This is a genomic window from Amycolatopsis sp. cg9 (genome assembly GCF_041346945.1).
Taxonomy (GTDB): domain Bacteria; phylum Actinomycetota; class Actinomycetes; order Mycobacteriales; family Pseudonocardiaceae; genus Amycolatopsis.
Genome location: NZ_CP166850.1, coordinates 3,231,258 through 3,257,639, shown reverse-complemented (window position 1 = coordinate 3,257,639; position 26,382 = coordinate 3,231,258). Strand labels below are relative to the sequence as shown.

The 26,382-nt window shown below is 68.9% G+C and carries 25 protein-coding genes; 6 read left to right on the top strand and 19 right to left on the bottom strand.

Features of this window, described 5'->3' with window-relative positions; genetic code table 11:
- Positions 1-2: 2 nt before the first annotated feature.
- From rplB to AB5J73_RS15580, 10 genes are all read right to left on the bottom strand, one after another.
- Positions 3-839: a 50S ribosomal protein L2 gene (rplB, locus tag AB5J73_RS15625; RefSeq protein ID WP_086675502.1), complete on the bottom strand. Its 837-nt coding sequence runs from the start codon at positions 837-839 to the stop codon at positions 3-5.
- Positions 840-854: 15 nt separating this feature from the next.
- Positions 855-1,166: a 50S ribosomal protein L23 gene (gene rplW / locus AB5J73_RS15620; RefSeq protein ID WP_003102087.1), complete on the bottom strand. Its 312-nt coding sequence runs from the start codon at positions 1,164-1,166 to the stop codon at positions 855-857.
- Positions 1,163-1,852 carry a 50S ribosomal protein L4 gene (gene rplD / locus AB5J73_RS15615; protein ID WP_370970419.1) on the bottom strand — a complete coding sequence of 230 codons (690 nt, stop codon included), beginning with the start codon at positions 1,850-1,852 and terminating at the stop codon, positions 1,163-1,165. Before rplD ends, rplW begins: the two co-directional genes overlap by 4 nt.
- Positions 1,849-2,505: a 50S ribosomal protein L3 gene (rplC, locus tag AB5J73_RS15610; protein WP_086675504.1), complete on the bottom strand. Its 657-nt coding sequence runs from the start codon at positions 2,503-2,505 to the stop codon at positions 1,849-1,851. The genes rplD and rplC overlap by 4 nt, the downstream gene beginning before the upstream one ends.
- A gap of 34 nt (positions 2,506-2,539) precedes the next feature.
- Positions 2,540-2,845 carry a 30S ribosomal protein S10 gene (rpsJ, locus tag AB5J73_RS15605; RefSeq protein WP_003102098.1) on the bottom strand — a complete coding sequence of 102 codons (306 nt, stop codon included), beginning with the start codon at positions 2,843-2,845 and terminating at the stop codon, positions 2,540-2,542.
- 408 nt (positions 2,846-3,253) lie between these two features.
- Positions 3,254-4,447 (bottom strand): elongation factor Tu, encoded by a 1,194-nt coding sequence (gene tuf / locus AB5J73_RS15600; RefSeq protein ID WP_370970418.1) that lies wholly within the window; start codon positions 4,445-4,447, stop codon positions 3,254-3,256.
- 129 nt (positions 4,448-4,576) lie between these two features.
- Positions 4,577-6,676 carry an elongation factor G gene (gene fusA / locus AB5J73_RS15595; RefSeq protein ID WP_370970417.1) on the bottom strand — a complete coding sequence of 700 codons (2,100 nt, stop codon included), beginning with the start codon at positions 6,674-6,676 and terminating at the stop codon, positions 4,577-4,579.
- Positions 6,677-6,739: 63 nt separating this feature from the next.
- Entirely contained in the window at positions 6,740-7,210 is a 471-nt protein-coding gene (gene rpsG / locus AB5J73_RS15590) for a 30S ribosomal protein S7 (RefSeq protein WP_003102106.1), read from the bottom strand.
- The gene (gene rpsL, locus AB5J73_RS15585) at positions 7,210-7,584 is read right to left on the bottom strand and encodes a 30S ribosomal protein S12 (protein ID WP_003102113.1); all 375 of its coding nucleotides are present in this window, start codon (positions 7,582-7,584) and stop codon (positions 7,210-7,212) included. Before rpsL ends, rpsG begins: the two co-directional genes overlap by 1 nt.
- A gap of 518 nt (positions 7,585-8,102) precedes the next feature.
- Complete coding sequence (locus AB5J73_RS15580) at positions 8,103-8,258, bottom strand: hypothetical protein (protein ID WP_370970416.1); 156 nt, start codon at positions 8,256-8,258, stop codon at positions 8,103-8,105.
- 159 nt (positions 8,259-8,417) lie between these two features.
- On the opposite strand from AB5J73_RS15580, the gene AB5J73_RS15575 reads away from it, so the two are divergent.
- Genes AB5J73_RS15575 through AB5J73_RS15560 form a run of 4 tightly spaced genes read left to right on the top strand, consistent with a single transcriptional unit; the run spans position 8,418 to position 11,152 of the window.
- Entirely contained in the window at positions 8,418-8,990 is a 573-nt protein-coding gene (locus AB5J73_RS15575; protein ID WP_370970415.1) for a YbaB/EbfC family nucleoid-associated protein, read from the top strand.
- Positions 8,990-9,331 (top strand): hypothetical protein, encoded by a 342-nt coding sequence (locus AB5J73_RS15570; RefSeq protein ID WP_086857725.1) that lies wholly within the window; start codon positions 8,990-8,992, stop codon positions 9,329-9,331. Before AB5J73_RS15575 ends, AB5J73_RS15570 begins: the two co-directional genes overlap by 1 nt.
- Positions 9,332-9,344: 13 nt before the next feature.
- Positions 9,345-10,535 (top strand): hypothetical protein, encoded by a 1,191-nt coding sequence (locus tag AB5J73_RS15565; RefSeq protein ID WP_370970414.1) that lies wholly within the window; start codon positions 9,345-9,347, stop codon positions 10,533-10,535.
- Positions 10,535-11,152, top strand: a complete 618-nt coding sequence (locus tag AB5J73_RS15560; RefSeq protein WP_370970413.1) for a hypothetical protein — start codon at positions 10,535-10,537, stop codon at positions 11,150-11,152. Before AB5J73_RS15565 ends, AB5J73_RS15560 begins: the two co-directional genes overlap by 1 nt.
- On the opposite strand, the gene AB5J73_RS15555 is transcribed toward AB5J73_RS15560, so the two are convergent.
- Positions 11,133-11,357: a hypothetical protein gene (locus AB5J73_RS15555; RefSeq protein ID WP_257921863.1), complete on the bottom strand. Its 225-nt coding sequence runs from the start codon at positions 11,355-11,357 to the stop codon at positions 11,133-11,135. The two genes, AB5J73_RS15560 and AB5J73_RS15555, sit on opposite strands and share 20 nt — an antisense overlap.
- A gap of 58 nt (positions 11,358-11,415) precedes the next feature.
- Between AB5J73_RS15555 and AB5J73_RS15550 the strand changes: the two genes are divergently transcribed.
- Complete coding sequence (locus tag AB5J73_RS15550; RefSeq protein WP_370970412.1) at positions 11,416-11,895, top strand: GNAT family N-acetyltransferase; 480 nt, start codon at positions 11,416-11,418, stop codon at positions 11,893-11,895.
- On the opposite strand, the gene AB5J73_RS15545 is transcribed toward AB5J73_RS15550, so the two are convergent.
- The 6 genes from AB5J73_RS15545 to AB5J73_RS15520 form a co-directional block, all read right to left on the bottom strand.
- The gene (locus AB5J73_RS15545) at positions 11,888-12,355 is read right to left on the bottom strand and encodes a hypothetical protein (protein ID WP_370970411.1); all 468 of its coding nucleotides are present in this window, start codon (positions 12,353-12,355) and stop codon (positions 11,888-11,890) included. The two genes, AB5J73_RS15550 and AB5J73_RS15545, sit on opposite strands and share 8 nt — an antisense overlap.
- 52 nt (positions 12,356-12,407) lie before the next feature.
- Entirely contained in the window at positions 12,408-12,638 is a 231-nt protein-coding gene (locus AB5J73_RS15540) for a hypothetical protein (RefSeq protein ID WP_370970410.1), read from the bottom strand.
- Positions 12,639-12,652: 14 nt separating this feature from the next.
- Positions 12,653-12,859, bottom strand: coding sequence for a hypothetical protein (locus tag AB5J73_RS15535; RefSeq protein WP_290062581.1), 207 nt, complete (start codon positions 12,857-12,859; stop codon positions 12,653-12,655).
- Positions 12,860-12,885: 26 nt separating this feature from the next.
- Complete coding sequence (locus tag AB5J73_RS15530) at positions 12,886-14,574, bottom strand: hypothetical protein (RefSeq protein WP_370970409.1); 1,689 nt, start codon at positions 14,572-14,574, stop codon at positions 12,886-12,888.
- 55 nt (positions 14,575-14,629) lie between these two features.
- A complete protein-coding gene (locus AB5J73_RS15525; RefSeq protein ID WP_370970408.1) occupies positions 14,630-16,486 on the bottom strand; it encodes a hypothetical protein in 1,857 nt (618 codons plus the stop codon).
- Positions 16,487-16,831: 345 nt separating this feature from the next.
- The gene (locus tag AB5J73_RS15520; protein ID WP_370970407.1) at positions 16,832-17,473 is read right to left on the bottom strand and encodes a zinc ribbon domain-containing protein; all 642 of its coding nucleotides are present in this window, start codon (positions 17,471-17,473) and stop codon (positions 16,832-16,834) included.
- A gap of 139 nt (positions 17,474-17,612) precedes the next feature.
- Here AB5J73_RS15520 and AB5J73_RS15515 point away from each other — a divergent pair, with 139 nt between their 5' ends.
- Positions 17,613-18,386: a M15 family metallopeptidase gene (locus tag AB5J73_RS15515; protein WP_370970406.1), complete on the top strand. Its 774-nt coding sequence runs from the start codon at positions 17,613-17,615 to the stop codon at positions 18,384-18,386.
- A gap of 61 nt (positions 18,387-18,447) precedes the next feature.
- Here the strand turns inward: AB5J73_RS15515 and AB5J73_RS15510 are convergent, their stop codons facing one another.
- Positions 18,448-22,359 (bottom strand): DNA-directed RNA polymerase subunit beta', encoded by a 3,912-nt coding sequence (locus AB5J73_RS15510; RefSeq protein WP_370970405.1) that lies wholly within the window; start codon positions 22,357-22,359, stop codon positions 18,448-18,450.
- A gap of 90 nt (positions 22,360-22,449) precedes the next feature.
- Positions 22,450-25,953 carry a DNA-directed RNA polymerase subunit beta gene (locus AB5J73_RS15505; protein ID WP_370970404.1) on the bottom strand — a complete coding sequence of 1,168 codons (3,504 nt, stop codon included), beginning with the start codon at positions 25,951-25,953 and terminating at the stop codon, positions 22,450-22,452.
- Positions 25,954-26,382: the final 429 nt, after the last annotated feature.

The window sequence follows — 26,382 nt, the reverse complement described above, 5'->3', positions numbered from 1 at the left end:
GCTCAGCGCTTGTTCTTGCCGGTGCGACGGCGGCGGACGATGAGGGCGTCGGACGGCTTGCGCCGGCGCGTGCGGCCCTCGGGCTTACCGTTCGGGTTGACCGGGTGGCGACCACCGGAGGTCTTGCCCTCACCACCACCGTGCGGGTGGTCGACCGGGTTCATGACGACACCGCGGACCGTGGGGCGCTTGCCGCGCCAGCGGTTGCGGCCGGCCTTGCCCCAGTTGATGTTGGCGTGCTCGGAGTTGCCGACCTCGCCGACCGTGGCGCGGTTGCGCACGTCCACGTTGCGGATCTCGCCCGAGGGGAGACGCAGCTGGGCGTACGGACCGTCCTTGGCGACGAGCTGCACCTTCGCGCCCGCGGACCGCGCCATCTTCGCGCCGCCGCCGGGGCGGAGCTCGATCGCGTGGATCACGGTGCCGACCGGGATGTTGCGCAGCGGCAGGTTGTTGCCCGGCTTGATGTCGGCCCGGGGGCCGTTCTCGACGGTGTCGCCCTGCTTCAGCTTCTCCGGCGCGATGATGTAGCGCTTCTCGCCGTCGGCGTAGTGCAGCAGCGCGATGCGAGCGGACCGGTTGGGGTCGTACTCGATGTGCGCGACCTTGGCGGGGATGCCGTCCTTGTCGTTGCGACGGAAGTCGATGACTCGGTACGCGCGCTTGTGGCCGCCACCCTTGTGCCGGGTGGTGATCTTGCCGGACGAGTTGCGACCGCCCGAACCGCTCAGCGGACGAAGCAGCGACTTCTCCGGGGTGGAGCGGGTGATCTCGGCGAAGTCCGAGACGCTCGAACCGCGACGACCCGGGGTCGTCGGCTTGTACTTGCGGATGCCCATTGTCAGCTCAGTCCTTTACGCGGTGGGTCCGCCGAAGATCTCGATCGCCTTGCTCTCGGGCGAAAGAGTCACGATGGCGCGCTTGGTGTCCTTGCGCTTGCCGAAGCCCGCGCGAGTCCGCTTCCGCTTGCCCTGGCGGTTGGCCGTGTTGACGCTGACCACCTTGACGCCGAACACCTTCTCGACCGCGATCTTGATCTGGGTCTTGTTGGCGTCCGGGCGGACGATGAACGTGTACTTGTGGTCCTCGAGCAGCCCGTAGGACTTCTCGGAGATGACCGGCGCGAGCAGGATGTCGCGGGGGTCCGGAATGGCGACCGAACTCACTTCTCGTCACTCCCTTCCGTGACCTCGCCCGACCGCGCGGAAGCCTTGACGGCCTTGCCGCGGACGGGGCCGGCGACGAACGCGTCGTACGCGGCCTTGGTGAACACGACGTCGTCGTTGACCAGCACGTCGTAGGTGTTGAGCTGGTCCGCCCAGAGGATGTGCACCTCGGGCAGGTTCCGCAGGGAAACCCAGCTCAGCTCGTCGTCCCGGTGCAGCACCACGAGCACGCGCTTCGCGGCCGTGACGGCGGCGAGAGCGGCCTTGGCGGCCTTGGTGGACGGCTTCTCGCCGGTCACCAGCTCGGTGACGACGTGCAGCTGGCCGGCGCGGGCCCGGTCGGAGAGGGCGCCACGCAGAGCGGCAGCCTTCATCTTCTTCGGGGTCCGCTGCGAGTAGTCACGCGGCGTGGGGCCGTGAACGACGCCACCGCCGACGAACTGCGGCGCGCGGGTCGAACCCTGGCGGGCACGGCCGGTGCCCTTCTGCCGGTACGGCTTCTTGCCGCCACCGGAGACCTCACCACGGGTCTTCGTGTCGTGCGTGCCCTGGCGCGCGGCGGCCTGCTGGGCCACCACCACCTGGTGCATCAGCGCGACATTGGCCTGCACGTCGAAGATCTCCTCGGGGAGGTCCACGGTGCCGTCGGCTTTACCGGCCGGGGTCTTCAGCTCGACGCTTGTCATTCGGAGTTACCACCCTTCGCGGCGCTGCGCACGAACAGCAGGCCGCCCTTGGGACCGGGCACGGCGCCCTTGATCAGCAGCAGGCCGTCCTCGGCACGCACGGCGTGCACGGTCAGGTTCTGCGTGGTGACCCGGTCGTTGCCCATCCGGCCCGCCATGCGCAGGCCCTTGAAGACGCGGCCGGGGGTGGCGCAGCCACCGATGGAACCCGGCTTGCGGTGCACGGCCTGGGCACCGTGGCTCGCGCCCTGGCCCTTGAAGCCGTGGCGCTTCATGACGCCCGCGTAGCCCTTGCCCTTGCTGGTACCGGTCACGTCGACCTCGACGCCGGCGGCGAACACCTCGGCGGTGATCTCCTGGCCGACCTCGTAGGTCTCGGCGTCGGTGGTGCGCAGCTCGGCGAGGAACCGGCGCGGCGTCACGCCCGCCTTGTCGTAGTGGCCGGTGCGCGGCTTGTTCACCTTGCGCGGGTCGACCGCGCCGAACGCCAGCTGCACGGCCTTGTAGCCGTCCTTCTCCTGGGTCCGAACCTGGGTCACCACGTTCGGGCCGGCCTTCACGACGGTGACCGGGACAACCCGGTTCTGCTCGTCGAAGACCTGGGTCATGCCGAGCTTGGTGCCCAGGATGCCCTTCATCTGCCTGTCAGACATGAGTCTCTTACTCTCCGCCGCTCGCCCGCCGCTACTACTGGATGTTGACGTCGACGCTCGCCGGCAGGTCGATGCGCATGAGCGCGTCGACCGTCTTCGGCGTCGGGTCGAGGATGTCGATCAGACGCTTGTGCGTGCGCATCTCGAAGTGCTCGCGCGAGTCCTTGTACTTGTGCGGCGAGCGGATGACGCAGTAAACGTTCTTCTCGGTGGGCAGCGGCACCGGCCCGACAACCCGGGCGCCGGTGCGCGTGACCGTCTCCACGATCTTGCGCGCCGAGGTGTCGATCGCCTCGTGGTCGTAGGCCTTGAGCCGGATGCGGATCTTCTGTCCCGCCATGGTGGCTGCTCGTTCCTTGTCGTCTCGTGCCGCTATCTCACAAACCCCGCTGGGTGTTGCCACCCTGAGCCTGGGTTTCCGCAGTTCAACGGCCCTGTCCCCGGTCCACGCGGTCGGGCGTGTCGCGCCCGACGCACAGACGGATCCCGCGGGATCGTCGTCTTGCCTGGTCTTCCTCAACGTGAGGAGGCTATGAGCCGGCTGGCCGTCTCACCGCCTTTGCCCGCTCGCCTACCCGAAGGAAGAGGCTCGGCGGACCGTGGCCACTCGCGCCAGGGCGGCCGGACCCCCGCGGGGAAAACCCCGACGAGGATCGGCCGCCCCAGGACGAGCAACCTGAATAGTGTCGCACACGTGATTTGACGCCCTTGAGCCGGGGGTGTATTACCCCCCGGCCGGGGCGTGAAATCACTTGTTGATCTTGGTGACCTGACCCGCGCCGACGGTCCGGCCACCCTCGCGGATGGCGAAGCGCAGACCCTCGTCCATCGCGACCGGCTGGATCAGCTGGACCGAGATGTCGGTGTTGTCGCCCGGCATGACCATCTCGGTGCCCTCGGGGAGGGTCACGACGCCGGTCACGTCGGTGGTGCGGAAGTAGAACTGCGGGCGGTAGTTGTTGAAGAACGGGGTGTGACGGCCACCCTCGTCCTTCGACAGGATGTAGACCCGGCCCTCGAAGTCGGTGTGCGGGGTGGTGGTGCCCGGCTTCACGACGACCTGGCCGCGCTCGACGTCCTCGCGCTTGATGCCGCGGACCAGCAGGCCGACGTTGTCGCCCGCCTGGCCCGAGTCGAGCAGCTTGCGGAACATCTCGACACCGGTGACGGTGGTCTTGGTCGACTTCTCGCGGATACCCACGATCTCGACCTCTTCGTTGACGTTGATCTGGCCGCGCTCGACGCGACCGGTCACCACGGTGCCACGACCGGTGATGGTGAAGACGTCCTCGATCGGCATCAGGAACGGCTTGTCGAGCTCGCGCACCGGGTCCGGCACGTTGTTGTCGACGGCGGTCATCAGCTCGAGAACGGCGTCGGCCCACTTCTCGTCGCCCTCGAGCGCCTTGAGGCCCGAAACGCGCACGACGGGGGCGTCGTCGCCGGGGAACTCCTGCGAGGACAGCAGCTCGCGGACCTCGAGCTCGACGAGCTCCAGGATCTCCTCGTCGTCGACCATGTCGGCCTTGTTCAGCGCGACCACGATGTAGGGCACGCCGACCTGGCGGGCGAGCAGCACGTGCTCACGGGTCTGCGGCATCGGGCCGTCGGTCGCCGCGACCACGAGGATCGCGCCGTCCATCTGCGCCGCACCGGTGATCATGTTCTTGATGTAGTCCGCGTGACCGGGGGCGTCGACGTGCGCGTAGTGACGCTTCTCGGTCTGGTACTCGACGTGCGAGATGTTGATCGTGATGCCGCGCTGCTTCTCTTCCGGCGCGTTGTCGATCTGGTCGAACGCCCGCGACTCGTTCAGCTCCGGGTACTTGTCGTGCAGCACCTTGGTGATCGCCGCGGTCAGAGTCGTCTTGCCGTGGTCAACGTGGCCGATGGTGCCGATGTTGACGTGCGGCTTGGTCCGCTCGAATTTCGCCTTCGCCACTGGAATGTCCTCCTGGACTGATTTGCTTCGTGCTCACGGGGCGGCGTGGCTGCCGCCCCGTGAATGTTCCTTCGTCGGTGCTGCGGACGTTCAGGAGAGTCCCTTAATGCCCGCGAGCGCTCGGGGGAGTTACTCCCCTGTCGCCTTCGCGATGATTTCCTTCGCGACGTTCGCGGGAACCTCGGCGTAGGAGTCGAACACCATGGAGTAGTTCGCCCGGCCCTGGGTGCGGGACCGCAGGTCGCCGACGTAGCCGAACATCTCCGACAGCGGGACCAGCGCCTTCACGACGCGGGTGCCCGACCGCTCCTCCATGGCCTGGATCTGACCACGGCGGGAGTTGAGGTCACCGATGACGTCACCCATGTAGTCCTCGGGCGTGGTCACCTCGACCGCCATCATCGGCTCCAGGATCACCGGGCCGGCCTTCTTCGCGGCTTCCTTCATCGCCATGGAACCGGCGATCTTGAACGCCATCTCCGAAGAGTCGACCTCGTGGTAAGCACCGTCCAACAGGGTGAACTTCAACCCGACGAGCGGGTAGCCGGCCAGGACGCCGTACTGCATCGCGTCCTGCGCGCCCGCGTCCACCGACGGGATGTACTCCCGCGGCACGCGACCACCGGTCACCTTGTTGTCGAACTCGTAGAGCGCGCCGTCGGTGCGCTCGAGCGGCTCCAGCTTCACGATGACCTTCGCGAACTGGCCGGAACCACCGGTCTGCTTCTTGTGGACGTAGTCGAGCTTGTCGACCGTCTTCTTGATCGTCTCGCGGTAGGCGACCTGCGGCTTGCCGATGTTCGCCTCGACCTTGTAGTCGGACTTCATCCGGTTCACCAGCACCTCGAGGTGCAGCTCACCCATGCCCGCGATGATCGTCTGGCCGGTGTCCTCGTCCAGCTTGACCTGGAACGTCGGGTCCTCTTCGGCCAGCTTCTGGATCGCCAGGGACAGCTTCTCCTGGTCGGCCTTCGTCTTCGGTTCGATCGCGACCCGGATGACCGGCTCGGGGAACGTCATCGACTCCAGCACGATCGGGTTCTGCGGGTCCGCCAGGGTGTCACCCGTGGTGGTGTCCTTCAGCCCGATGACCGCGTAGATGTGGCCGACCTGGGCGTCGTCGACCGGGTTCTCCTTGTTGGAGTGCATCTGGAAGATCTTCCCGATGCGCTCCTTGCGCTCCTTGGTCGCGTTGATGACCTGCGCGCCGGCGGCGACCTTGCCCGAGTACACCCGGATGTAGGTCAGCTTGCCGAAGAACGGGTGCGCGGCGATCTTGAACGCGAGCGCGGCGAACGGCTCGTCCACGGAGGCCTTGCGGGTCACCACGGTCTCGCCGTCGGGCAGCAGGCCCTCGACGGCCGGGACGTCCAGCGGCGACGGCAGGTAGTCGATCACCGCGTCGAGCATGGGCTGCACGCCCTTGTTCTTGAAGGCGGAGCCGGCCAGGACCGGGAACGCCTCGCGGGTGATGACCAGCTTGCGGATACCGGACTTGATCTCGTCCGTCGACAGCTCTTCGCCCTCGAGGAACTTCTCCATCAGCGCGTCGTCGGTCTCGGCGACGGCCTCGATCAGCTTCTCGCGGTACTCCGCCGCACGGTCGGCCAGGTCGGCCGGGATGTCCTCGACCGAGTAGTCCTCGCCCTTCTGGACCTCGCCGCGCCAGGTCAGCGCCTTCATGCGGACCAGGTCGATGACGCCTTCGAAGTCGTTCTCGGCGCCGATCGGCAGCTGGATCGCCAGCGGCTTGACGCCGAGGCGGTCCGTGATGGTCTTCAGGGTGTAGTAGAAGTCCGCACCCAGCTTGTCCATCTTGTTGACGAAGCAGATGCGCGGGACGTCGTACTTGTCCGCCTGCCGCCAGACCTGCTCGGACTGCGGCTCGACGCCTTCCTTGCCGTCGAAGACCGCGACCGCGCCGTCGAGCACCCGGAGGTTGCGCTCCACCTCGACGGTGAAGTCGACGTGCCCGGGGGTGTCGATCAGGTTGATCTGGTGGTCGGCCCAGAAGGTGGTGGTGGCAGCCGAGGTGATGGTGATACCCCGCTTCTGCTCCTCCTCCATCCAGTCCATGGTGGCGGCGCCGTCGTGGACTTCACCGATCTTGTAGTTGACCCCGGTGTAGAACAGGATCCGCTCGGTGGTCGTCGTCTTGCCGGCGTCGATGTGGGCCATGATGCCGATGTTGCGGACCTTGTTCAGGTCGGTCAGCACTTCACGTGCCACGAGAGTGTTCCCCTGTTCTCAAGCTTGGGGCCCGGCATGGCTTGGTCGACAGCCGGGCGGTCATCACCAGCGGTAGTGCGCGAAGGCCCGGTTGGACTCGGCCATCTTGTGCGTGTCTTCGCGACGCTTCACGGAGGCACCGAGGCCGTTGGAAGCGTCCAGGAGCTCGTTCTGCAGGCGCTCGATCATCGTCTTCTCGCGGCGAGCCTGCGAGAAGGAGACCAGCCAGCGCAGCGCCAGGGTCGTGGAGCGGCCCGGCTTGACCTCGATCGGCACCTGGTAGGTGGCACCACCGACGCGGCGGCTCTTCACCTCGATGGTGGGCTTCACGTTGTCGAGAGCGCGCTTCAGCGTGACGACCGGGTCGGTGCCCGTCTTCTCGCGAGCGCCTTCGAGCGCGCCGTACACGATGCGCTCGGCCAGGGACCGCTTCCCGTCCTTCAGCACCTTGTTCACCAGCTGGGTGACCAGCGGGGAGGCGTAGACGGGGTCGGAGATCAGCGGCCGCTTCGGGGCCGGACCCTTGCGGGGCATTAGCTCTTCTCCTTCTTCGCGCCGTACCGGCTGCGCGCCTGCTTGCGGTTCTTGACACCCTGCGTGTCGAGCGAACCGCGGATGATCTTGTAACGGACACCCGGAAGGTCCTTCACACGACCACCACGCACGAGCACCATCGAGTGCTCCTGCAGGTTGTGGCCCTCACCGGGGATGTAGGCGGTGACCTCGATGCCGCTGGTCAGCTTCACACGCGCGACCTTGCGCAGCGCCGAGTTCGGCTTCTTGGGGGTGGTCGTGTACACGCGGGTGCACACGCCGCGCCGCTGCGGGCTCCCCTTGAGGGCCGCGGTCTTCTGCTTGGCAGCCTTGTCCTGGCGGCCCTTGCGGACCAGCTGCTGGATCGTGGGCAATGGACCAGCTTCCTGTCGTGATCTGCTTCTTCGTGTCTTCACCGGCCCCCGCGGTCGGGCGTGTCGACCCGCGTCACGGTCTGACGACCGGTAACTTCCCGGAGGGATTTCCGTCGGAACCCCGACCTGCCGAAGCCGGTGACCGGGTGCCTGAGCACCCCGCCCATGCCGCACGGCACGCGGAGCGGCCCGACGCATGCCGGGCACGGTCTCCAAAGATACCCGCCCGGATCCGGACGGAACGCGGCGGGGGGTCTGAAGGTCGGCGAACGACCAGCCTACCTCTCGGCACCGCCCGGCCGGGGAATGTTCCGCAGTACGGTCGCCCCGGTGTGGCGGCCGCACTTCCCGGCTCGCGCTTCTCCCCCGACGGTGTTCTCAACGCACGCGGACCGCGGGATGTTCCGGCGGTCCCGCGGCGCCGGTCCGGCGGTCTTGAACGACTCATCCAGGACCTCCGAAGACCTGGATGAGTCATTCAAGACGGCAGACCGCGCGGCCGGACGGCGGGTGGCGCGTCAGTCCTCTTCGGGCTTCGCGTGGTCGGGCTTGCCCGGGTTCGGGTCGCGCGAGAGGTCGATCAGCGGGTGCACGCCGGCCCCCTCGGGCGCCGCGTGGCTCCCCGTCGACTTCGGCTCCTCGTCGGGCCGGTCGGCCCCTTCGCTGCTGGTCATCACACACTCCTAGCGTTCTTCCCTGCTTCCCCTTGCGGCCGGAAACCTACCCATTACCCGACCGGGTGATGCAGTGGGATCGGATCGGCCGTTCCGTGCGTCACACCGCCGTCGAAGGGTCACGATGGGCAGACACGCGATCGGGAGGGGACGAGCGGCATGGCGGCCGAGTTCGAGCAGCTGGTGACCGAGTTCGAGCGGTTCCAGTCGAGCATCCGGAACGTCGACGACCGGTTCGCCGGTCTCGGCGCGATGCAGCAGCAGCTGTCCGAGCTGCGGGCGGGCGCGTCGTCGCCGGACGGCGGGGTGACCGTGGTCACCGGGCCGGGCGGCGCGGTCCTCGACGTCAAGTTCACCGACGCCGCGCTGGCGAAGGGCCCGCAGGCGCTGTCCGCGGCCCTGATGGCGACGCTGCGGGAGGCGGTCGGCGAGGCGGCCCGGCGGCAGGCCGTGCTCGTCCAGGAGCACCTCGGCGACGACCTCGGCCTGGTCGACCAGGTCCTGGAGACGCAGGCGGAAGCGTTCGGAACCACCGTCGAAGAAATGCGGTCGAAGCTGGCGGACGAGACGCCGGCCCGCGAGCGGCCGGCCGCGCCGGAGGACTTCTCGGAGGAGCGGGTGCTGCGGCCGTCCGACAGCGCCACTGACCCCACGCCGCCCCCGGCACCGCCGGCGGCCGGTGGGTCCGCGGGCGACACCTTCCTGCGGAACCTGTTCGATGAGGAGGACTGATGCCCGACGGGACCGGCGGCTACCAGGTCGAGGTCGACGCGCTGCGGAAGTACGTCGGCGTGCTCGGCAAGTACAAGGACCAAGGCGCGAAGTTCACCGAGAAGGTCGGCCAGGCCGATGTCGGCGACAAGTCGTGGGGCGTGGTGGGCCTGTTCACCAAGCACGGGTACGACGAAACGCTGCACGAGCTGCGCGACCTGCTGGCGTCGATGGCCGAGGGCCTGACGTCGGCGCAGGGCAAGTTCACCGACGCGGCGAACGTCTACCAGGGCACCGAAGACGACCACAAGGCCTTCTTCGGGCAGGTCGAGGTCCTGCTCGACGGCCCGAAGAAGCCCTGAGGGGGCCACGAGGATGGCGGAGTTCCAGGACGTCGCGAGCGGCGTCAGCGTCAAGAGCGACGACCCGAACACGGTGCTGGGGGTGAACGTCGACAACGCGGTCAAGGCGACCCCGTTCGTCGGCAGCGCCGTCACCGTGGGCAAGGACGTCGTCTCGGTGGCCAAGGCCGCCACCGCGCCGCACCCGGACGGCGTCGACATCGCCCTCGGGCTGGGCACGATCGCGACCGACACGGCGTCCTTCATCCAGTCGAGCGCGAGCACCATCACCGACATCGCCACCGACCCGCTCGGCTGGCTCGTCGGGCAGGGGCTGAACTTCCTGATCGGCGCCGTCCAGCCGATCCAGGACGCGATCCACTTCGTCAGCGGCGACGGGCCGGCGCTCGGGATCGCGGCCGACAACTTCAACGCCATCGCGACCGGGCTGGACCAGCTGGCGAAGAACTTCGCCGAGGTCGCCGACACGTCGCTGGCGGACTGGAAGGGCGACGCCGGCGACGCGGCGCGCAAGTCGCTGGGCGAGTTCGCCCACGGCATCGGCGGCGTCTCCGCGAAGTCCGGCGACATGGCGCAGATGCTGCAGCTGAGCAGCATGCTGATGAGCTTCATCGAGGACCTGATCAAGGCGATCCTCACCGAGCTGGTCACCTGGCTGATCATGATCTGGATCCCGGCGCTGGCGGCCGCGGTGCCCAGCTGCGGGGCGTCGGTCGCGACCGCCGGCACGGCATCGGAGGTCAAGCTCGGCACGACCGCCGCGAAGACGACGAAGAAGGTCTCGAAGGTCCGCGAGCTGCTGCAGAAGATCCTCGACTGGCTGCAGAAGATGAAGGCCAAGCTGGCGGCGACGAAGCTCGGCAAGGTGTTCACCGAGGGCAAGACCGCGAAGAAGCTGGCCGAGATCGGGCAGCGCGACGCGGGCATGGGCCTGGTCGACAAGCTCAAGGGCGCCGAGGGCATGATCGGCAAGCGGGCCGGGAAGAACGCCCTGTCCGAGATCGCGCAGAAGGGCGGGGAGGCGGCCGCCAAGGGCGTCTTCGGGTTCAACCCGGCCAAGCCCGGCGACAACCCGGCGAAGACGCTCAACGACCACCTCGGCAAGCTCAACAGCCACGTCAAGAACGCCAAGAAGGCGAGCGACTACGGCGAGACCGGCCGGAACCAATCCGACGACGAGACCCGCGAGGACCTGGACTTCTGATGCTCTTGGTGGTGGTGATCGTCCTGATCGCCGCGGTGTTCGCGGCGGCGGGGGCGATCTGGTGGCGCTCGCACACGAAGTTCGTCGAAAGCCGCAAGGAGCACTGGTTCAAGGCCTTCGCGGCCGAGCGCGGCGGCACCTTCGACAGCGGCGTCCCCAGTGACGCGCGGGCGGTGCCGACCTTCGGGGTGCTCCACCCGAGCGGCCGCCCGCTGGCCGGGAGCACCCACACGACGTGGGTCGAGTTCCGCCACCGCGACCGGGCGGTGATCGCCGTCGACGCCCAGGAGCCGTACCGGCACTTCGACGACCACACGTACTTCCGCGACATCCACGTCACGCAGGTGCAGGTGCCCCCGAGCCCGGAGGTGCGCATCACCGCGGGGCAGGGCGTGGCGGTGCCGTCGGCCCCGCGGCTGGCGGCCGAGCTGTCCCGGTGGCTGGCCGCGAACCCGCGCTTCGCCGGGCGCGACGTCGTCGTGGCGCACGGCTCGGCGCGGACCTGGGCGCAGGGCTGCGCGACGCGGCAGAACGTCGTCGCCGAGGCCGGCTACCTCGCCGACCTGGCCGACCGGCTGCCCGAAGGGCTGTGGGGCGTCAGCGACGGCGCGTCGTGAGGTGGGTCAAGCCCGCCGACAACGCGAACACCAGGCCCAGTCCCACCACGTAGGGGCCGGCCAGCAGGGCGAACCCCGCGCCGATGTTGGCGTCGGGCTGGTCGGACGTCGCCCGGAAGCCGATCGCGCCCACCGACAGCAGGACCGCGCCCACCGTGATCAGCAGGACGGCCACCACCGCTAGGCGCTTCGTGACAGTCGTCATGTCCCCATGGTGCCGGTGGCCGGGCGAATTCGCTGGACAGCGTCCCCAGGATGGGTACGTGAACTGGACGATCACCCGGATCGACGTGGCCCACCCCGACGCCGTCGCGATCATGCGCGAGTACATGGACGAAGTCGCTTCGCGCTACTTCGGGCGCCCGGTCACCGAAGCCGAGCTCACGCACTACGTCGCCGAGGCGCCCGGCACCGATCTGGTGCCGCCCACCGGGGCGTTCTTCGTCGGCAGGCGGGACGGCGAAGTCGCGGGGTGCGCCGGGACGCGCGTCGTCGAGCCCGGGATCACCGAGCTGACGAAGGTCTTCATCAAGCCGGCCCACCGCGGCACCGGCGGCGGCCCCGCGCTGGTGGCGGCCGCCGAGGAAGCCGCCCGCGGGCTCGGCTCGGCGCTCATGCGGCTCGACACCCGCCACGACCTCGTCGAAGCCCGCGCGCTCTACGCGAAGATCGGCTACGACGAGGTCGCCCCCTTCAACGACGGGCAGTTCGCCGAGCACTGGTTCGCGAAGGCCCTCAGCTGAGCCGTCCGGTGCACGCGGCGACCTCGCCGGGCGCCGCCTTCTGGGCCGTCACCACGCGGCCGCCGAGGGAGATGCGGCACTCCACCGCGCCACTCCCCTGCCCGAGCAGCTGCACCGACCCGGCCGAAGCCCAGCTGAGCTCCTTCCGCCACGGCAACGGGACTTCGAGCTCCTGGTGGACCAGGCCGAGGCCGTTCGAGTCGTAGACGACCGTCGCCGTGCCGGTGCCCGCCAGCTCGTAGGTCACCTGGTAGCCGGACGGCGCCGGCGGGGTCGAGGTGTACGTCGCCGTCGCCATGACCGTGCGCGGCGGGACGGACGACAGCGACGGCTCCCCCACCACGGCGACCGCCGGGGCCGGCGGGGACGAGCCGTCGTCGCCGAGGATGAAGATGCCGGCGGTCACCGCCGCGATCGCGATCACCGCGATGCCGAGCCTGCCGATCAGCTGCCGGTTCATGGGGACTCCGAGGGAAGGGGGCGGCCCCCGGGGTGCGGGGGCCGCCCGCGGGTCAGAAGGAGGGCAGGAGCTTGCCGGGGACGCCGTTGACCGACTGGATGAGGCCGAGCACCGGGACGCCGAGCGGGGCGAACGTCCAGATGTTGTTCAGGCCGCTGGTGTCCGGCTCGTCGACCACGACGACGCCGGGGGCGTCGGCCGCGAGCGCCGGGCCGGCCGCGGCGAACAGGGCGGCACCGGCGAGGACCGCGGCACCGGCCGCGCGAGCGAGGGTCTTCTTCATGGGTTTTCTGCCTTTCAGGAAACAGCGGTGATCAGGTCGAAGACGGGGGCGAGCAGGTCGACCGGCTGGCCGATCGGCCCGAGCACGCTGCCGAGGTCGACGCCGGGCACGAGCCAGACGGAACCGTCGGTCGGGTCGGCACTGGCGACGCCCGCGGCCAGGCCCGTGAACGCCGTCGCCGCGACGAGCGGCAGCAGCACGCGGGCAGCAAGACGCTTCATGCGTTTTTCCTTTCCTTGCAGGGTTTTCAGCGGAGAACCGACGTGATCGGCACGATGGTTCCGTCGGGGACCCACTGGCCCGCGTAGTCGCGGTCCATCACCATTCCGGTGGCGTGGGGTTCGGTGGGGTACATCGGCATGGCGTTGACCTGGGCGGCGGCGAAGATCTGGACGTCGCCCGCGGCGGCACCGCCGGCACCGAGCCAGTTCCGGAAGCCGCCGAGGGTCGGGCTTTCGCCGCCGAAGCGGTTGCCGACCGCCACGGCGTACCCGACCGCGGTCGCCTCCCGCGGGTCGAACCGCAGCGGCAGCGAAGCGCTCGCCACGGCGTTGACGATCGGCCCGTTCAGCAGCCACGGGGCCAGGTACAGCCCGTACTGGTGGGTGGGTTCGAGGCGTTGCAGCTCGGCGGCCCGCGTCATCGCCGTGTACCCGGCGGCCCAGCCGGAGACGACGACGAGGGCGGTGTCGGGCCCGGCATCCGGCCGCACGGCGAGTCCCGTGCGCGCCGCGGTTTCCCGCACCAGCTTCGCGGCCGCGACTCCGCGCGGTGAGTCGTCCTCGACCAGCGTGAGCGCGGCCGGCTTGCGCCCGGCGAGGAACTCGACCAGCTTGACCAGCGCTTCCCCGTCTTCCGGCGTCAGCGCGTCGGACGGGCAGGCGCTCAGCACGTCGGCGCGGCCGGCGACCAGGCCGCCGAGCGCGGCCGAAGCGCACTCCGGCGCGTCGGCGTCGGTGATCGCCGGGCCGGCCGCGGTCCCCGCGTCGACCTCGACGACCGTGGTGCGGTCGCCGCGGCGGATCTCGAGGTCGCTGCGGCCGGGCGGCAGCTCGACCTCGGCCCACGTGCCCTCGGCCCCGGGCCGCGCGACGGCCGGGGAGACCAGGCCGCCGCGCACGCCGGCGGACAGGTCGCCGCCCGCGCTCGCCGGGAAGTGGACGACGTTGCGCCCCGGCCGCTGCGGGCTGACCAGCACCGGGAACCCGGCGTCGTCGGCGAGCAGCGGCACGCCCGGCACGGGCAGCGGCGGGGGTGCCGGGATCGCGCCGAGCGCGCTCCACGCGAGGAACCCGAGCGCGACGCCGAGCACGCCCAACCGGTAAGCGCGAGCGTTGAAGACCCCGGCCAGCACGCTCACCACGACCGGAAGCACCACGACGGCGACCACCGCGAGCCCGAAGAGCGTCGAGTAGAGCCGCCGGTCGAAGCCGAGGCCGGACAGCCCGAACCGGACGGCGCCGGCCAGGACCAGCAGACCGCCGAGGGTGAGCGCGAGGGGCCCGGGCCGGACGGCTGCCGTCGTCGCCGGTCCGAGCAGCGCGAAGCCGAACCACACGGCCGCCCCGGCGACGAACACCGTGTCGATCGCGAACTCGACGCCGGTGCCGCCGAGCGACGTCTCCAGCACGACGAGCGCCAGCAGCGCGGCCGACGTCCAGCGGGTGGCCCGCGGGAGGAGCGGCACCGCCACCGCCAGCACGACGTGGATCGCCAGCGCGACCACGTTGACGTCGACGGCGAAGGCCGACACCACGGCGAGCAGCGCCGAAACCCCGCCGAGGACGTACAGCGTGCGCGGCGGCCGCTGCCCCGGCGGCCGCAGGAGGCCACCGCCGGCGAGGAACGCCGTGGACAGCAACAGGGCCAGCCGGAGCACCAGCGCCAAGATGTCCACAGTGGACGAACCGGTGGACGCGGAGTGGTCGTGTTCCATCGGGACCTTCCGAGGAGAAGCGGGCGGGGTCGCGGACGACCCCGCCCGCGGTCGGCTACTTGATGTCGGCGTCCGCGACCACGAACAGCTCGGAGTGCGGCTTGGCGTTGCCGAAGTCCCCGTGCGGCCACGACTTGCGGTTGAAGTTGATGCCGACCTGCCCGGTGAACTCGTCCCGGAAGTTCTGGTCGACCGCGACCTTCCCGTCCGGCCCCAGGTTCAGCAGGTTGACCTTGTGGTCACCGTCCAAACCGGACCGCGCGACGAAGTAGTTCGACACCGCGAGGTGCTGCGGCGTGTCGGTTTCGTGGTAGAAACCGTCGCTGCCGAGCGCCCAGTTGTCGTAGGCGCCCCAGTGCGGGCCCGCGCCCGGCGTGCCGGGGTTGATCGGTGCCGCGCCGACGACGGTCGGCAGGTCGCCGCCCCCGCCCTGCTGCGCCTTCGCCTTGGTGTCGACCCGGCCCTGGATGTCCTCGACCTTGTCGCCGGCGGCGAGCAGCTTCTGGATGTCGAGGACGTAGACGCCACCGGTGGTGCCGGGGTCGTCGGCCGAGAGGGTGCCCTTCTGCCGCCCGACGATCGCGCGGTAGAGGTACTTGTCGTCCGGGCTCGTCTGGATCCAGCCGCCGTTGGAGCTGGCGCCGTTCGAGTCGTTGTTGGCGTAGATGGACTTGTTCGCGGCGCCGTCGTCGAACACCTCGATCCAGTGCGGCTCGGCCGCGGTGATGTCCGGCGTGTAGAACACCGCGCCGCCCTGCATGGTCTGGGCGAACGCGCCCTTGTGCCCCGGCAGGTTCGTCACCGTGGTCTCCATGACCGCGCGGCTCTCGGCGTGCAGCGGGTCGGCGGGATCGGCACGCGGGCCGTCCTGCAGGTACGACACCGACTTCAGCTTCGGGTGGTTGCGGTCGGAGATGTCCCAGGTCCGCACGGTCGGCCGCCGCAGGTACGGCGACGGCTGCTTCACCGGGTCGAGGATGATGTTGCGCGGCTCGGCGTAGTCGGACGTGACGAGCGTGTTCAGGTCCTCGCGGGCCTGGATCCCGTGCGGGTTGGCGCAGGTCGGCTTGCCCAGCTGCGGCAGGTTGTCGCAGAGCTTCTGGTTGTCACCCTGCGGGGTCGCCGCCGGGGACTCGGAAAGCACTTCGGCGTTCTGTCCGAAGTGGACGACCTCGCCGGGGCTGCCCGCGAAGCCGTTGCCGATCTGCGTGGAACCGTCCGCGTAGGCGTGCGGGCCGGGGACAACCGGGCCGCCCATGTAGGTGCCGTACGCCGTGCCGTCCTTGAGCACCCAGTAGGCGTCCGGGACCGACCCGCCGAGCGTGTTCGTCGGCAGGCTGACGCCCTTGAGCTTCAGCTGCGGCAGCGCGCTGACGTCGAAGGCGTACGTCGCCGCGGCGAACAGCGCGCCGGCGTAGATGGTGTCGCCCTTGTGCCACACGTACTGCATGTGGTGCGGCTCGTTCTCGACGAGCGGCCCGACGGTGGCGGTGTTGACGACCTTGCCGTAGGTCGGCGAACCCTGCGTCGCGTCGATCACGGCGAGGAAGTCCGGCCCCGGCAGGGCGTTCTTGATCTTGTTGAGCCCGCCGCCGAGCGTGCCCGGCAGGTTCTTGACGTCCTTGACGAGCGTGTCGGCGATGTTCTCGTCACCGGCCCAGACGAGCAGCCACTTCTTGGGCGTGCCACCCGCCGAACGCGCTTGGGCGGCGAGGCCCTTGGTGACCAGGTGGTTCTGCACCCAGTACTGCTTGCCGTCGGCCGCGGTCTTCGCGTCGGTGATGGTCTGGACGTCGGCGTACGCGCCGGTGGACGAACCGGTGTACGTGACCGCACCGACCGCGAGGGCGAGTGCCGCGGCGCCGGTCACCACCTTTCGCCACCGGCCCGGACGCAACGGACTTGATCGCATGGTTCTCCCTGTTCTCGCGCGAAAATGGGCGCGTTGAATCGCCGGTTCACCACGGAACCGTTGGGACACAACGGAAAGCGCTGCCCACCGACCCTCGGCGGGCACGGGCGAAATGTTCGCGTCAAGCGGGCGGAGCGTCCAGCCGTGATCAAAGAATGAGACCCGACCCGATCGGGTGAAACTCCCACGAGGTGGGCCGAGTTGACGAGTTCCGCTAGGCCGAATGGGTGAGCAGAACGTCTAGACCAACCGGAGGTGTCACGGTTGGTCACAATGGCGCAGCCCCGGCGCCTGAACGCCGGGGCTGCTCGTTATGGATTCGTTGTGAAGTGCCGGGAACTTCGGTCAGAGTTTGCTGCCGCAGTCCGAGCAGAACAGCGCTCCCGGCTTGTTGCCCTCGCTCCCGCAGCCGCCGCAGCGGACCTTCAGGGCCAGGGAAGTGCCGCAGGACGAGCAGAACTTGCCGCCGTCGGCCTTGAGGCCGCAGCCGGGGCAGGTGACCTTGGCGCGGGTGTCGAGGTCGAGGCCGGAGGTCCAGTCCTTTTCGCGGGCCTTGTCCCAGATCTGGTCGCGCTGGGCCGACGCCTGGGCGCGCGAGATCTCCTCCGCGACGCTCGGCGAGCAGCGCAGGCACTGGCCGATCTCCTCGTTCCAGCACTGGTCGTGGCACATCCAGTCGCCGCAGCCGCGGCACTGGCGGAAGCTGGGGGTGATTTCCTGGACGGCGGCGGCCAGCGCCTTGTCCTTGGCCGGCGAGTTCGTCGCGCGGTCGTAGCGCCACTGGTCGGCCGAGTTGCTCAGGTCGCGGAGCGTACCGCCGAAGAACGAGCCGACGGCGCGAAGCACGCTTCGCCCGGTCTCGACGTTGTCGCGCTGGAACGCGGAGCGGAAGCCGTTCCCGCAGCGCTCGCAGCGGAACTCGAACTGGTACCCCTGCGTGTTGGAGAGGTCCGAGAAGTTGTCCGTGAAGGGCACAGAGTCAGCCACGGCCCATCTTCGCCACCCGGCCGCGGCGCCGGGGACGAGAGATTTGCCGACAACGGCGCGGCTACCGGCCGTTACGGATCCCGAAGTGCTGCCCGAAAGGCGGCTGAATGTCCGGCGTCGGAGGTGCTAAACGAGAGGCATGCCGATCTTCCGGGCGCTCGCCGCCGTCACCCTCGCCGCCGCCGCGGCCCTCGCCGTCCCCAGCGCGGCCCAAGCCACGTCCACGAGCTTCGTCGCGCTGTCCGACGCCGCTCCTTCCATCCTGCAGGACATCCGCTACGCCACGCAGCACGACTTCGTCGGCCGGCGCGTCGACGGTTACCTCGCCCCCAGCTGCATCGTGACCCGCCAGGCCGCCGACGGCCTGCGGAAGGCCCAGCAGCGGCTGCGGAAGCAGGGCTACACCCTCAAGGTCTACGACTGCTACCGGCCGCAGCGCGCGGTCGACCGCTTCGTCCGGTGGGCGAAGGACCTCGCCGACGAGAAGATGAAGGCCGAGTTCTACCCGAACGTCGCCAAGGACCGGCTCTTCGCCGACGGCTACATCGCGGAGAAGTCCGGGCACAGCCGCGGCAGCACGATCGACCTGACGATCGTGCGGCTCCCGGCGCGGTTCCAGCGGCCGTACGTCCCGGGCGAGCCGCTCGAGCCGTGCTTCGCCCCGCGCGACCAGCGCTTCCCGGACAACACGGTCGACATGGGCACGGGCTACGACTGCTTCGACCCCTTGGCCCACACCGACAACCCGGCGATCACGGGCGTCGCGAGGGAGCACCGCGACCTGCTGCGGACCACGATGGCCGCGGCGGGGTTCCGGAACCTGCCCGAGGAGTGGTGGCACTACACGCTGAACGACGAGCCGTTCCCGGACACGTACTTCGACTTCCCGGTGACCCGCCACGCGCCGCGCTGAGCCCGGGAACGAGAAAGGCCCCCGCCGGAAACCCGGCAGGGGCCTTTCTCGTGACTCAGCTTCAGCGGAAGTCGCGGCCGAAGTCGTAGTCGTCCAGCGGGACCGCGGCACCGGTGCCCGTACCGAACACGTCCGGGGTGTAGTAGCCGTCGTCGTAGGACGGGATCGCGTACGCCGCGACCCGGGCCTCTTCCGTCGGCTGCACCTGGATGTTGCGGTACTTGTTGATGCCCGTACCGGCCGGGATCAGCTTACCGATGATCACGTTCTCCTTGAGGCCGACGAGCTTGTCCGAGCGGCCGTTGATGGCCGCGTCGGTCAGGACTCGCGTGGTCTCCTGGAACGAGGCCGCCGACAGCCACGAGTCCGTGGTCAGCGACGCCTTCGTGATCCCCATCAGCACCGGGCGGCCCGAAGCCGGCTCGCCGCCTTCGGCGACCGCGGCGCGGTTCGTCGCCTCGAACTTGGTCCGCTCGGGCAGCTCGCCCGGGAGGAAGTCCGTCGCACCGGAGTCGATGATCGTCACGCGGCGCAGCATCTGCCGCACGATGACCTCGATGTGCTTGTCGTGAATCGACACACCCTGCGCCCGGTACACCTTCTGGACCTCGTCCGTCAGGTGCATCTGCGCCTCGCGCGGCCCCATGACCCGCAGGACCTCGTGCGGGTCCGGCGTGCCCTCGAGCAGCTGCTGGCCGACGTTGACGTGGTCGCCGTCGCCCAGCGGGCCGTTCGGGGTGTTCGCGAGCCGCTGACGCTTGGACAGCTTGTCGAAGACGATCTCTTCGCCGCCGTCGTCCGGGATCAGCGTGATCTTCCAGAACCGCTCGCTCTCCTCGATGCGCACGCGGCCATCGACGTCGGCGATCGGCGCCTTGCCCTTCGGGACCCGAGCTTCGAAGAGCTCCTGGACACGGGGCAGACCGGTCGTGATGTCGTCACCGGCGACACCACCCTGGTGGAACGTACGCATCGTCAGCTGCGTACCCGGCTCACCGATCGACTGGGCCGCGACGATACCCACGGCCTCGCCGACGTCGACGAGCTGACCGGTCGCCATCGAGCGGCCGTAGCAGGTCGCGCAGATGCCGACGGCCGACTCGCAGGTCAGCACCGAGCGGACCTTGACCTTCGAGATGCCGCTGGAGAGCAGCTTCTCGATGGCCGGGTCGCCGATGTCGTCACCCGCGTTCAGCACGACGTTGCCCTTGGCGTCCACCGCGTCCGTCGCGAGGTTCCGCGCGTACACGGAGGTCTCGACGTGCTGGTCGCGCAGCACCTTGCCGTCGCCGATGTCCTCGCCGATCGGCATCATGATGCCGCGGGTCGTGCCGCAGTCGATCTCGCGGACGATGACGTCCTGCGAGACGTCCACCAGACGCCGGGTCAGGTAACCCGAGTCGGCGGTCCGGAGCGCCGTGTCCGCCAGACCCTTCCGGGCACCGTGCGTCGCGATGAAGTACTCCGCCACCGACAGGCCTTCACGGAAGTTGGCCTTGATCGGACGCGGGATGTACTCACCCTTCGGGTTCGACACCAGGCCACGCATGCCGGCCAGCGACCGGACCTGCGTCATGTTGCCCGCCGCGCCCGACTTCACGATCATGGCGATCGGGTTGTCGTCCGGCAGCGCCGTCTCCATGATCTTGTGGACCTCTTCGGTGGCCTGCGTCCACACCTTGACGAGCTCGTTGTTGCGCTCGGTGTGCGACAGCTGACCGCGCTGGTAGCGCTTCTCCACCTGGGAGGCCTTGCCCTCGTACTCGTCGAGGATGGCCTTCTTGCCCACCGGGGTGAGCACGTCCGAGATGGCGACGGTGACGCCCGAGCGGGTCGCCCAGTAGAACCCGGCGTCCTTCAGGCGGTCCAGGGTCTGCGCGACCTGGGTCATCGAGTACCGCTCGGCGAGGTCGTTCACGATCGCGGCCTGACGCTTCTTCGGCATCGGCTCGTTGATGAACGGGTAGTCCGCCGGCAGCAGCTCGTTGAACAGCACGCGGCCCAGGGTCGTCTCGGCCAGCCACGCCTTGCCCGGCTCCCAGCCCTTTTCCGCGAGCCGCGCCTCGTCGGCCTTCGCCGGCTGACGGTCGGTGACGCGGATCTTGATCGGGGCGTGCAGGCCCAGCGCCTTGCGGTCGAACGCCATGATGGCCTCGGCCGGCGACGAGTACGCGTTGCCCGCGCCCTCGGCCTTCTCGTTGAGGCGGGTCAGGTGGAACAGACCCGTCACCATGTCCAGACGCGGCATGGCGAGCGGGCGGCCCGACGCCGGCGAGAGGATGTTGTTCGCCGACAGCATCAGGATCCGGGCCTCGGCCTGCGCCTCGGCCGACAGCGGCAGGTGCACCGCCATCTGGTCACCGTCGAAGTCCGCGTTGAACGCCTCGCAGACCAGCGGGTGCAGCTGGATGGCCTTGCCCTCGACCAGCTGCGGCTCGAAGGCCTGGATGCCGAGGCGGTGCAGCGTCGGCGCGCGGTTCAGCATCACCGGGTGGCCGGTGATGACCTCTTCCAGCACGTCCCACACCTGCGGCCGCGAGCGCTCCACCATCCGCTTGGCGGACTTGATGTTCTGCGCGTGGTTCAGGTCGACCAGCCGCTTCATGACGAACGGCTTGAACAGCTCGAGCGCCATGTCCTTCGGCAGGCCGCACTGGTGCAGCTTCAGCTGCGGGCCGACGATGATGACCGAACGGCCCGAGTAGTCGACGCGCTTGCCGAGCAGGTTCTGGCGGAACCGGCCCTGCTTGCCCTTGAGGAGGTCGGACAGCGACTTCAGCGGCCGGTTGCCCGGGCCGGTGACCGGACGCCCGCGGCGGCCGTTGTCGAACAGCGCGTCGACGGCCTCCTGCAGCATCCGCTTCTCGTTGTTGACGATGATCTCGGGCGCGCCGAGGTCGATCAGCCGCTTGAGGCGGTTGTTCCGGTTGATCACCCGGCGGTACAGGTCGTTCAGGTCGGAGGTCGCGAAGCGGCCACCGTCCAGCTGCACCATCGGGCGCAGGTCCGGCGGGATCACCGGGACGGCGTCGAGCACCATGCCGCGCGGGTCGTTGCCGGTGGCCTGGAACGCCGCGACGACCTTGAGCCGCTTCAGCGCGCGGAGCTTCTTCTGCCCCTTGCCGTTGCGGATCGTGTCGCGCAGGCTCTCGGCCTCCGCGGCGACGTCGAACTCGGTGGCCAGCTTCTGGATGGCCTCCGCGCCCATGCCGCCGGTGAAGTACTCGCCGTAGCGGTCGACGAGCTCGCGGTAGAGCAGCTCGTCGGCGATCAGCTGGCGGGTGTCGAGCTTCGTGAAGGTCGTCCAGACCTCCTCGAGGCGGTCCAGCTCGCGACCGGCGCGGTCACGCAGCTGGCGCATCTCGCGCTCGCCGCCCTCCTTGACCTTGCGGCGGACGTCGGACTTGGCGCCCTCCGCCTCCAGCTCGGCCAGGTCGGCTTCCAGCTTCTGCGCGCGGGCCTCGATGTCCGCGTCGCGCTTGGTCTCGAGGTTCTTGCGCTCGACGCCGATCTCGTTCTCGAGGGTCGGCAGGTCGTTGTGGCGCAGCTCCGTGTTCACGCCCGTGATGACGTAAGCAGCGAAGTAGATGATCTTCTCGAGGTCCTTCGGCGCCAGGTCCAGCAGGTAGCCCAGGCGGGACGGAACACCCTTGAAGTACCAGATGTGGGTGACCGGGGCGGCCAGCTCGATGTGGCCCATCCGCTCGCGGCGCACCTTGGCGCGGGTCACCTCGACGCCGCAGCGCTCACAGATGATGCCCTTGAAGCGGACGCGCTTGTACTTGCCGCAGTAGCACTCCCAGTCCCGGGTCGGACCGAAGATCTTCTCGCAGAAGAGGCCGTCCTTCTCGGGCTTGAGCGTCCGGTAGTTGATGGTCTCCGGCTTCTTGACCTCGCCGTACGACCACTGACGGATGTCGTCGGCCGTGGCGAGACCAATGCGGAGCTCATCGAAGAAGTTGACGTCCAGCACGTCTAAGTCCCCTTGGGGTTGTATCGGCTAGAAGAGGGGTCGGCGGGCGAGCTGGGCCCCGCGGGAGGCCGGGCCCAGCTCAGCTCGCGATCAGTGCACGACGTCGTCCACCGAGGGCGACTCGTTGCGGGACAGGTTGATGCCGAGGTTGGCCGCGGCGCGCTCGAGGTCCTCGTCGTCGGAGTCGCGCATCTCGATCGCCGCGCCGTCGCTGGAGAGCACCTCGACGTTGAGGCACAGCGACTGGAGCTCCTTGAGGAGCACCTTGAACGACTCCGGGATGCCCGGCTCGGGGATGTTCTCCCCCTTGACGATGGCCTCGTACACCTTCACGCGGCCGACCACGTCGTCCGACTTGATCGTCAGCAGCTCCTGCAGCGTGTAGGCGGCGCCGTACGCCTGCATCGCCCAGCACTCCATCTCACCGAAGCGCTGGCCACCGAACTGCGCCTTACCACCCAGCGGCTGCTGCGTGATCATCGAGTACGGACCGGTGGAGCGGGCGTGGATCTTGTCGTCGACCAGGTGGTGCAGCTTCAGGATGTACATGTAGCCGACGGACACCGGGTACGGGTACGGCTCGCCGGAGCGGCCGTCGAACAGCGTGGCCTTGCCGTTCTCCTTGACCATGCGCTCGCCGTCGCGGTTCGGCTTGGTCGCGCCGAGCAGCCCGGTGAGCTCCTCTTCCTTCGCGCCGTCGAACACCGGGGTCGCGGTGTTCGTGTTCGGCGCGACGTCGTAGAGCTCCTCGGACAGGTTGGCGGCCCAGTCGGGGTTGCCCTCGATCGTCCAGCCCTGCGAGGCCAGCCAGCCCAGGTGCAGCTCGAGGATCTGGCCGATGTTCATCCGTCGCGGCACACCGTGCGTGTTCAGGATGATGTCGACCGGGGTGCCGTCCTCCATGAACGGCATGTCCTCGACCGGCAGGATCTTGCCGATGACACCCTTGTTGCCGTGCCGGCCGGCGAGCTTGTCGCCCGGCTGGATCTTGCGCTTCTGGGCCACGTAGACGCGGACCAGCTCGTTGACGCCCGGGGGCAGCTCGTCGTCGTCCTCGCGCGAGAACACGCGGATGCCGATGACCTTGCCGGTCTCGCCGTGCGGCACCTTCAGCGAGGTGTCGCGGACTTCGCGGGCCTTCTCGCCGAAGATCGCACGGAGCAGGCGCTCCTCCGGGGTCAGCTCGGTCTCGCCCTTCGGCGTGACCTTGCCGACCAGGATGTCGCCGTCGCGGACCTCGGCACCGATCCGGATGATGCCGCGCTCGTCGAGGTCGGCCAGTACCTCCTCCGAGACGTTCGGGATGTCCCGGGTGATCTCCTCGGCGCCCAGCTTGGTGTCGCGGGCGTCGATCTCGTGCTCCTCGATGTGGATCGACGTCAAGACGTCGTCCTGCACCAGGCGCTCCGAGAGGATGATCGCGTCCTCGTAGTTGTGGCCCTCCCACGGCATGACCGCGACGAGCAGGTTCTTGCCGAGCGCCATCTCACCGTTCTCGGTGGACGGGCCGTCGGCGATGACCTGACCCTGCTCGACCCGGTCGCCCTCGTTGACGATCGGGCGGTGGTTGAAGCAGGTGCCGTGGTTCGAGCGGCGGAACTTGTACAGTCCGTAGCTCTTCCGCGTGCCGTCGTCGTGCATGATCGTGATCAGGTCCGCCGAGAGCTCCTCGACGATGCCGGCCTGCTCGGCGACGAGCACGTCACCGGCGTCGACCGCGGCGCGCAGCTCCACACCCGTGCCCACGTACGGGGCCTGGTTGCGCAGCAGCGGCACGGCCTGGCGCTGCATGTTCGCACCCATCAGGGCGCGGTTCGCGTCGTCGTGCTCGAGGAACGGGATCATCGCCGTCGCGACCGAGACCATCTGCCGCGGCGAGACGTCCATGTAGTCGATGTCGAGCGGGTCGATCAGCTCGACCTCGCCACCCTTGCGGCGGGCCATGACGCGGTCTTCGACGAAGGTGCCGTCGTCCGAGATCGGCGCGTTGGCCTGGGCCTTGACGTACCGGTCCTCTTCGTCCGCGGTCAGGTAGTCGACCTGGTCGGTGACCCGGCCCTCGACGACCTTGCGGTACGGCGTCTCGATGAAGCCGAACGGGTTGACCCGCGCGTACGAGCAGAGCGAGCCGATCAGGCCGATGTTCGGGCCTTCCGGCGTCTCGATCGGGCACATGCGGCCGTAGTGCGACGGGTGGACGTCCCGGACCTCCATGCCGGCGCGCTCACGGGACAGACCACCCGGGCCGAGGGCCGACAGACGACGCTTGTGCGTCAGGCCCGACAGCGGGTTGTTCTGGTCCATGAACTGCGACAGCTGCGAGGTGCCGAAGAACTCCTTGATCGCCGCGCCGATCGGGCGGATGTTGATCAGGGTCTGCGGCGTGATCGCCTCGACGTCCTGCGTGGTCATGCGCTCGCGCACGACGCGCTCGGTGCGGGAGAGACCGACCCGGATCTGGTTCTGGATCAGCTCGCCGACGGTGCGCAGGCGGCGGTTGCCGAAGTGGTCGATGTCGTCGGTCTCGACCGGGATCTCGGTGCCGTTCGCCGCGTCCATCTTGTCCTCGCCGGCGTGCAGCCGGACCAGGTACTCGATGGTGGTGACGATGTCCTCTTCGGTCAGCGTCCCGGTGTCGTACGGCGTCTCGAGGCCCAGCTTCTTGTTGACCTTGTACCGGCCGACCTTGGCCAGGTCGTAGCGCTTCGCCTTGAAGAACAGGTTCTCCAGCAGGGTCTGCGCGCTCTCCTTCGTGGGCGGTTCGCCCGGGCGCAGCTTGCGGTAGATGTCGAGCAGCGCCTCGTCGGTGCCGGCGGTGTGGTCCTTCTCGAGGGTGGCCAGCAGCGTCTCCGAGAAGGAGAAGCGCTCGCGGATCGCCTCGGTGGTCCAGCCCAGCGCCTTCAGCAGCACGGTGACCGGCTGGCGGCGCTTGCGGTCGATGCGGACGCCGACGGTGTCGCGCTTGTCGACGTCGAACTCGAGCCAGGCACCCCGGCTCGGGATCACGCGGACGCTGAAGACGTCCTTGTCGGTCGTCTTGTCGACGTCCTTCGAGTAGTAGACGCCCGGCGAGCGGACCAGCTGGGACACGACGACACGCTCGGTGCCGTTGATGATGAAGGTGCCCTTGTCGGTCATCACCGGGAAGTCGCCCAGGAAGACCGTCTGGCTCTTGATCTCGCCCGTGTTGTTGTTGACGAACTCGGCCGTGACGAACAGCGGCGCGGCGTACGTCATGTCCTTGTCCTTGCACTCCTCGATCGAGGCCTTGACCTCGTCGAAGCGCGGGGCGGAGAAGGACAGGGACATCGAACCGGAGAAGTCCTCGATCGGGGAGATCTCGTTCAGGACCTCTTCGAGGCCGCCGATCGGGTTTTCTTCACCTTCTTCGACACGGCGTTCGAACCACGCTTCGTCCCCGGTGAACCACTGGAACGACTGGATCTGGACGTCGAGCAGGTTGGGGGTGCTGAGCGGTTCGCGAATCTTTGCGAAGGAAACCCGCTTGGGCGCGCCGGGGATTCCCGTGGACTCCGAGCGAGATTCAGCCGAGGTGGTCGCAGCAGTGGCCTGGTTCGCGGGAGAGACTGCCAAGATGCGTCCTTCCGGGGACAATGAGCGGTGACGGCCGCCATAGCAACAGCTATGAGCGACTGTCAAGGGTGCCGTGTGCCCACTATCCTAACTACCGGCTCCGGGCAGCCTGAAAGAGGGCAGCGCAAAGAGGCAGTCTAGCCCGAACGGCGCGGTCTGTCCAGGGGGCGCTCCCGATGGGGCCCAGCCTGCCTCGCGACGTCTTCAGGTATGCCTCCAGGCGAGCCGGTTGTCCCTCCCGCAAGGGCCGCCGGTTTCGCCGTCGGGAGTAAGCGTGAACCCAGCGGCGCCGAGAGTCAAGATGCCACACGGGGGTCCCGCCGGTTGGCGCAGCGTTGAAGAGGTTCAGCGGAGCGTAAGCGACCGAATATCATGCAGGTTACCGGCTGGTAGCGCCAGTAAAGCGGTTCGACCTGCGGTTTTTCCACG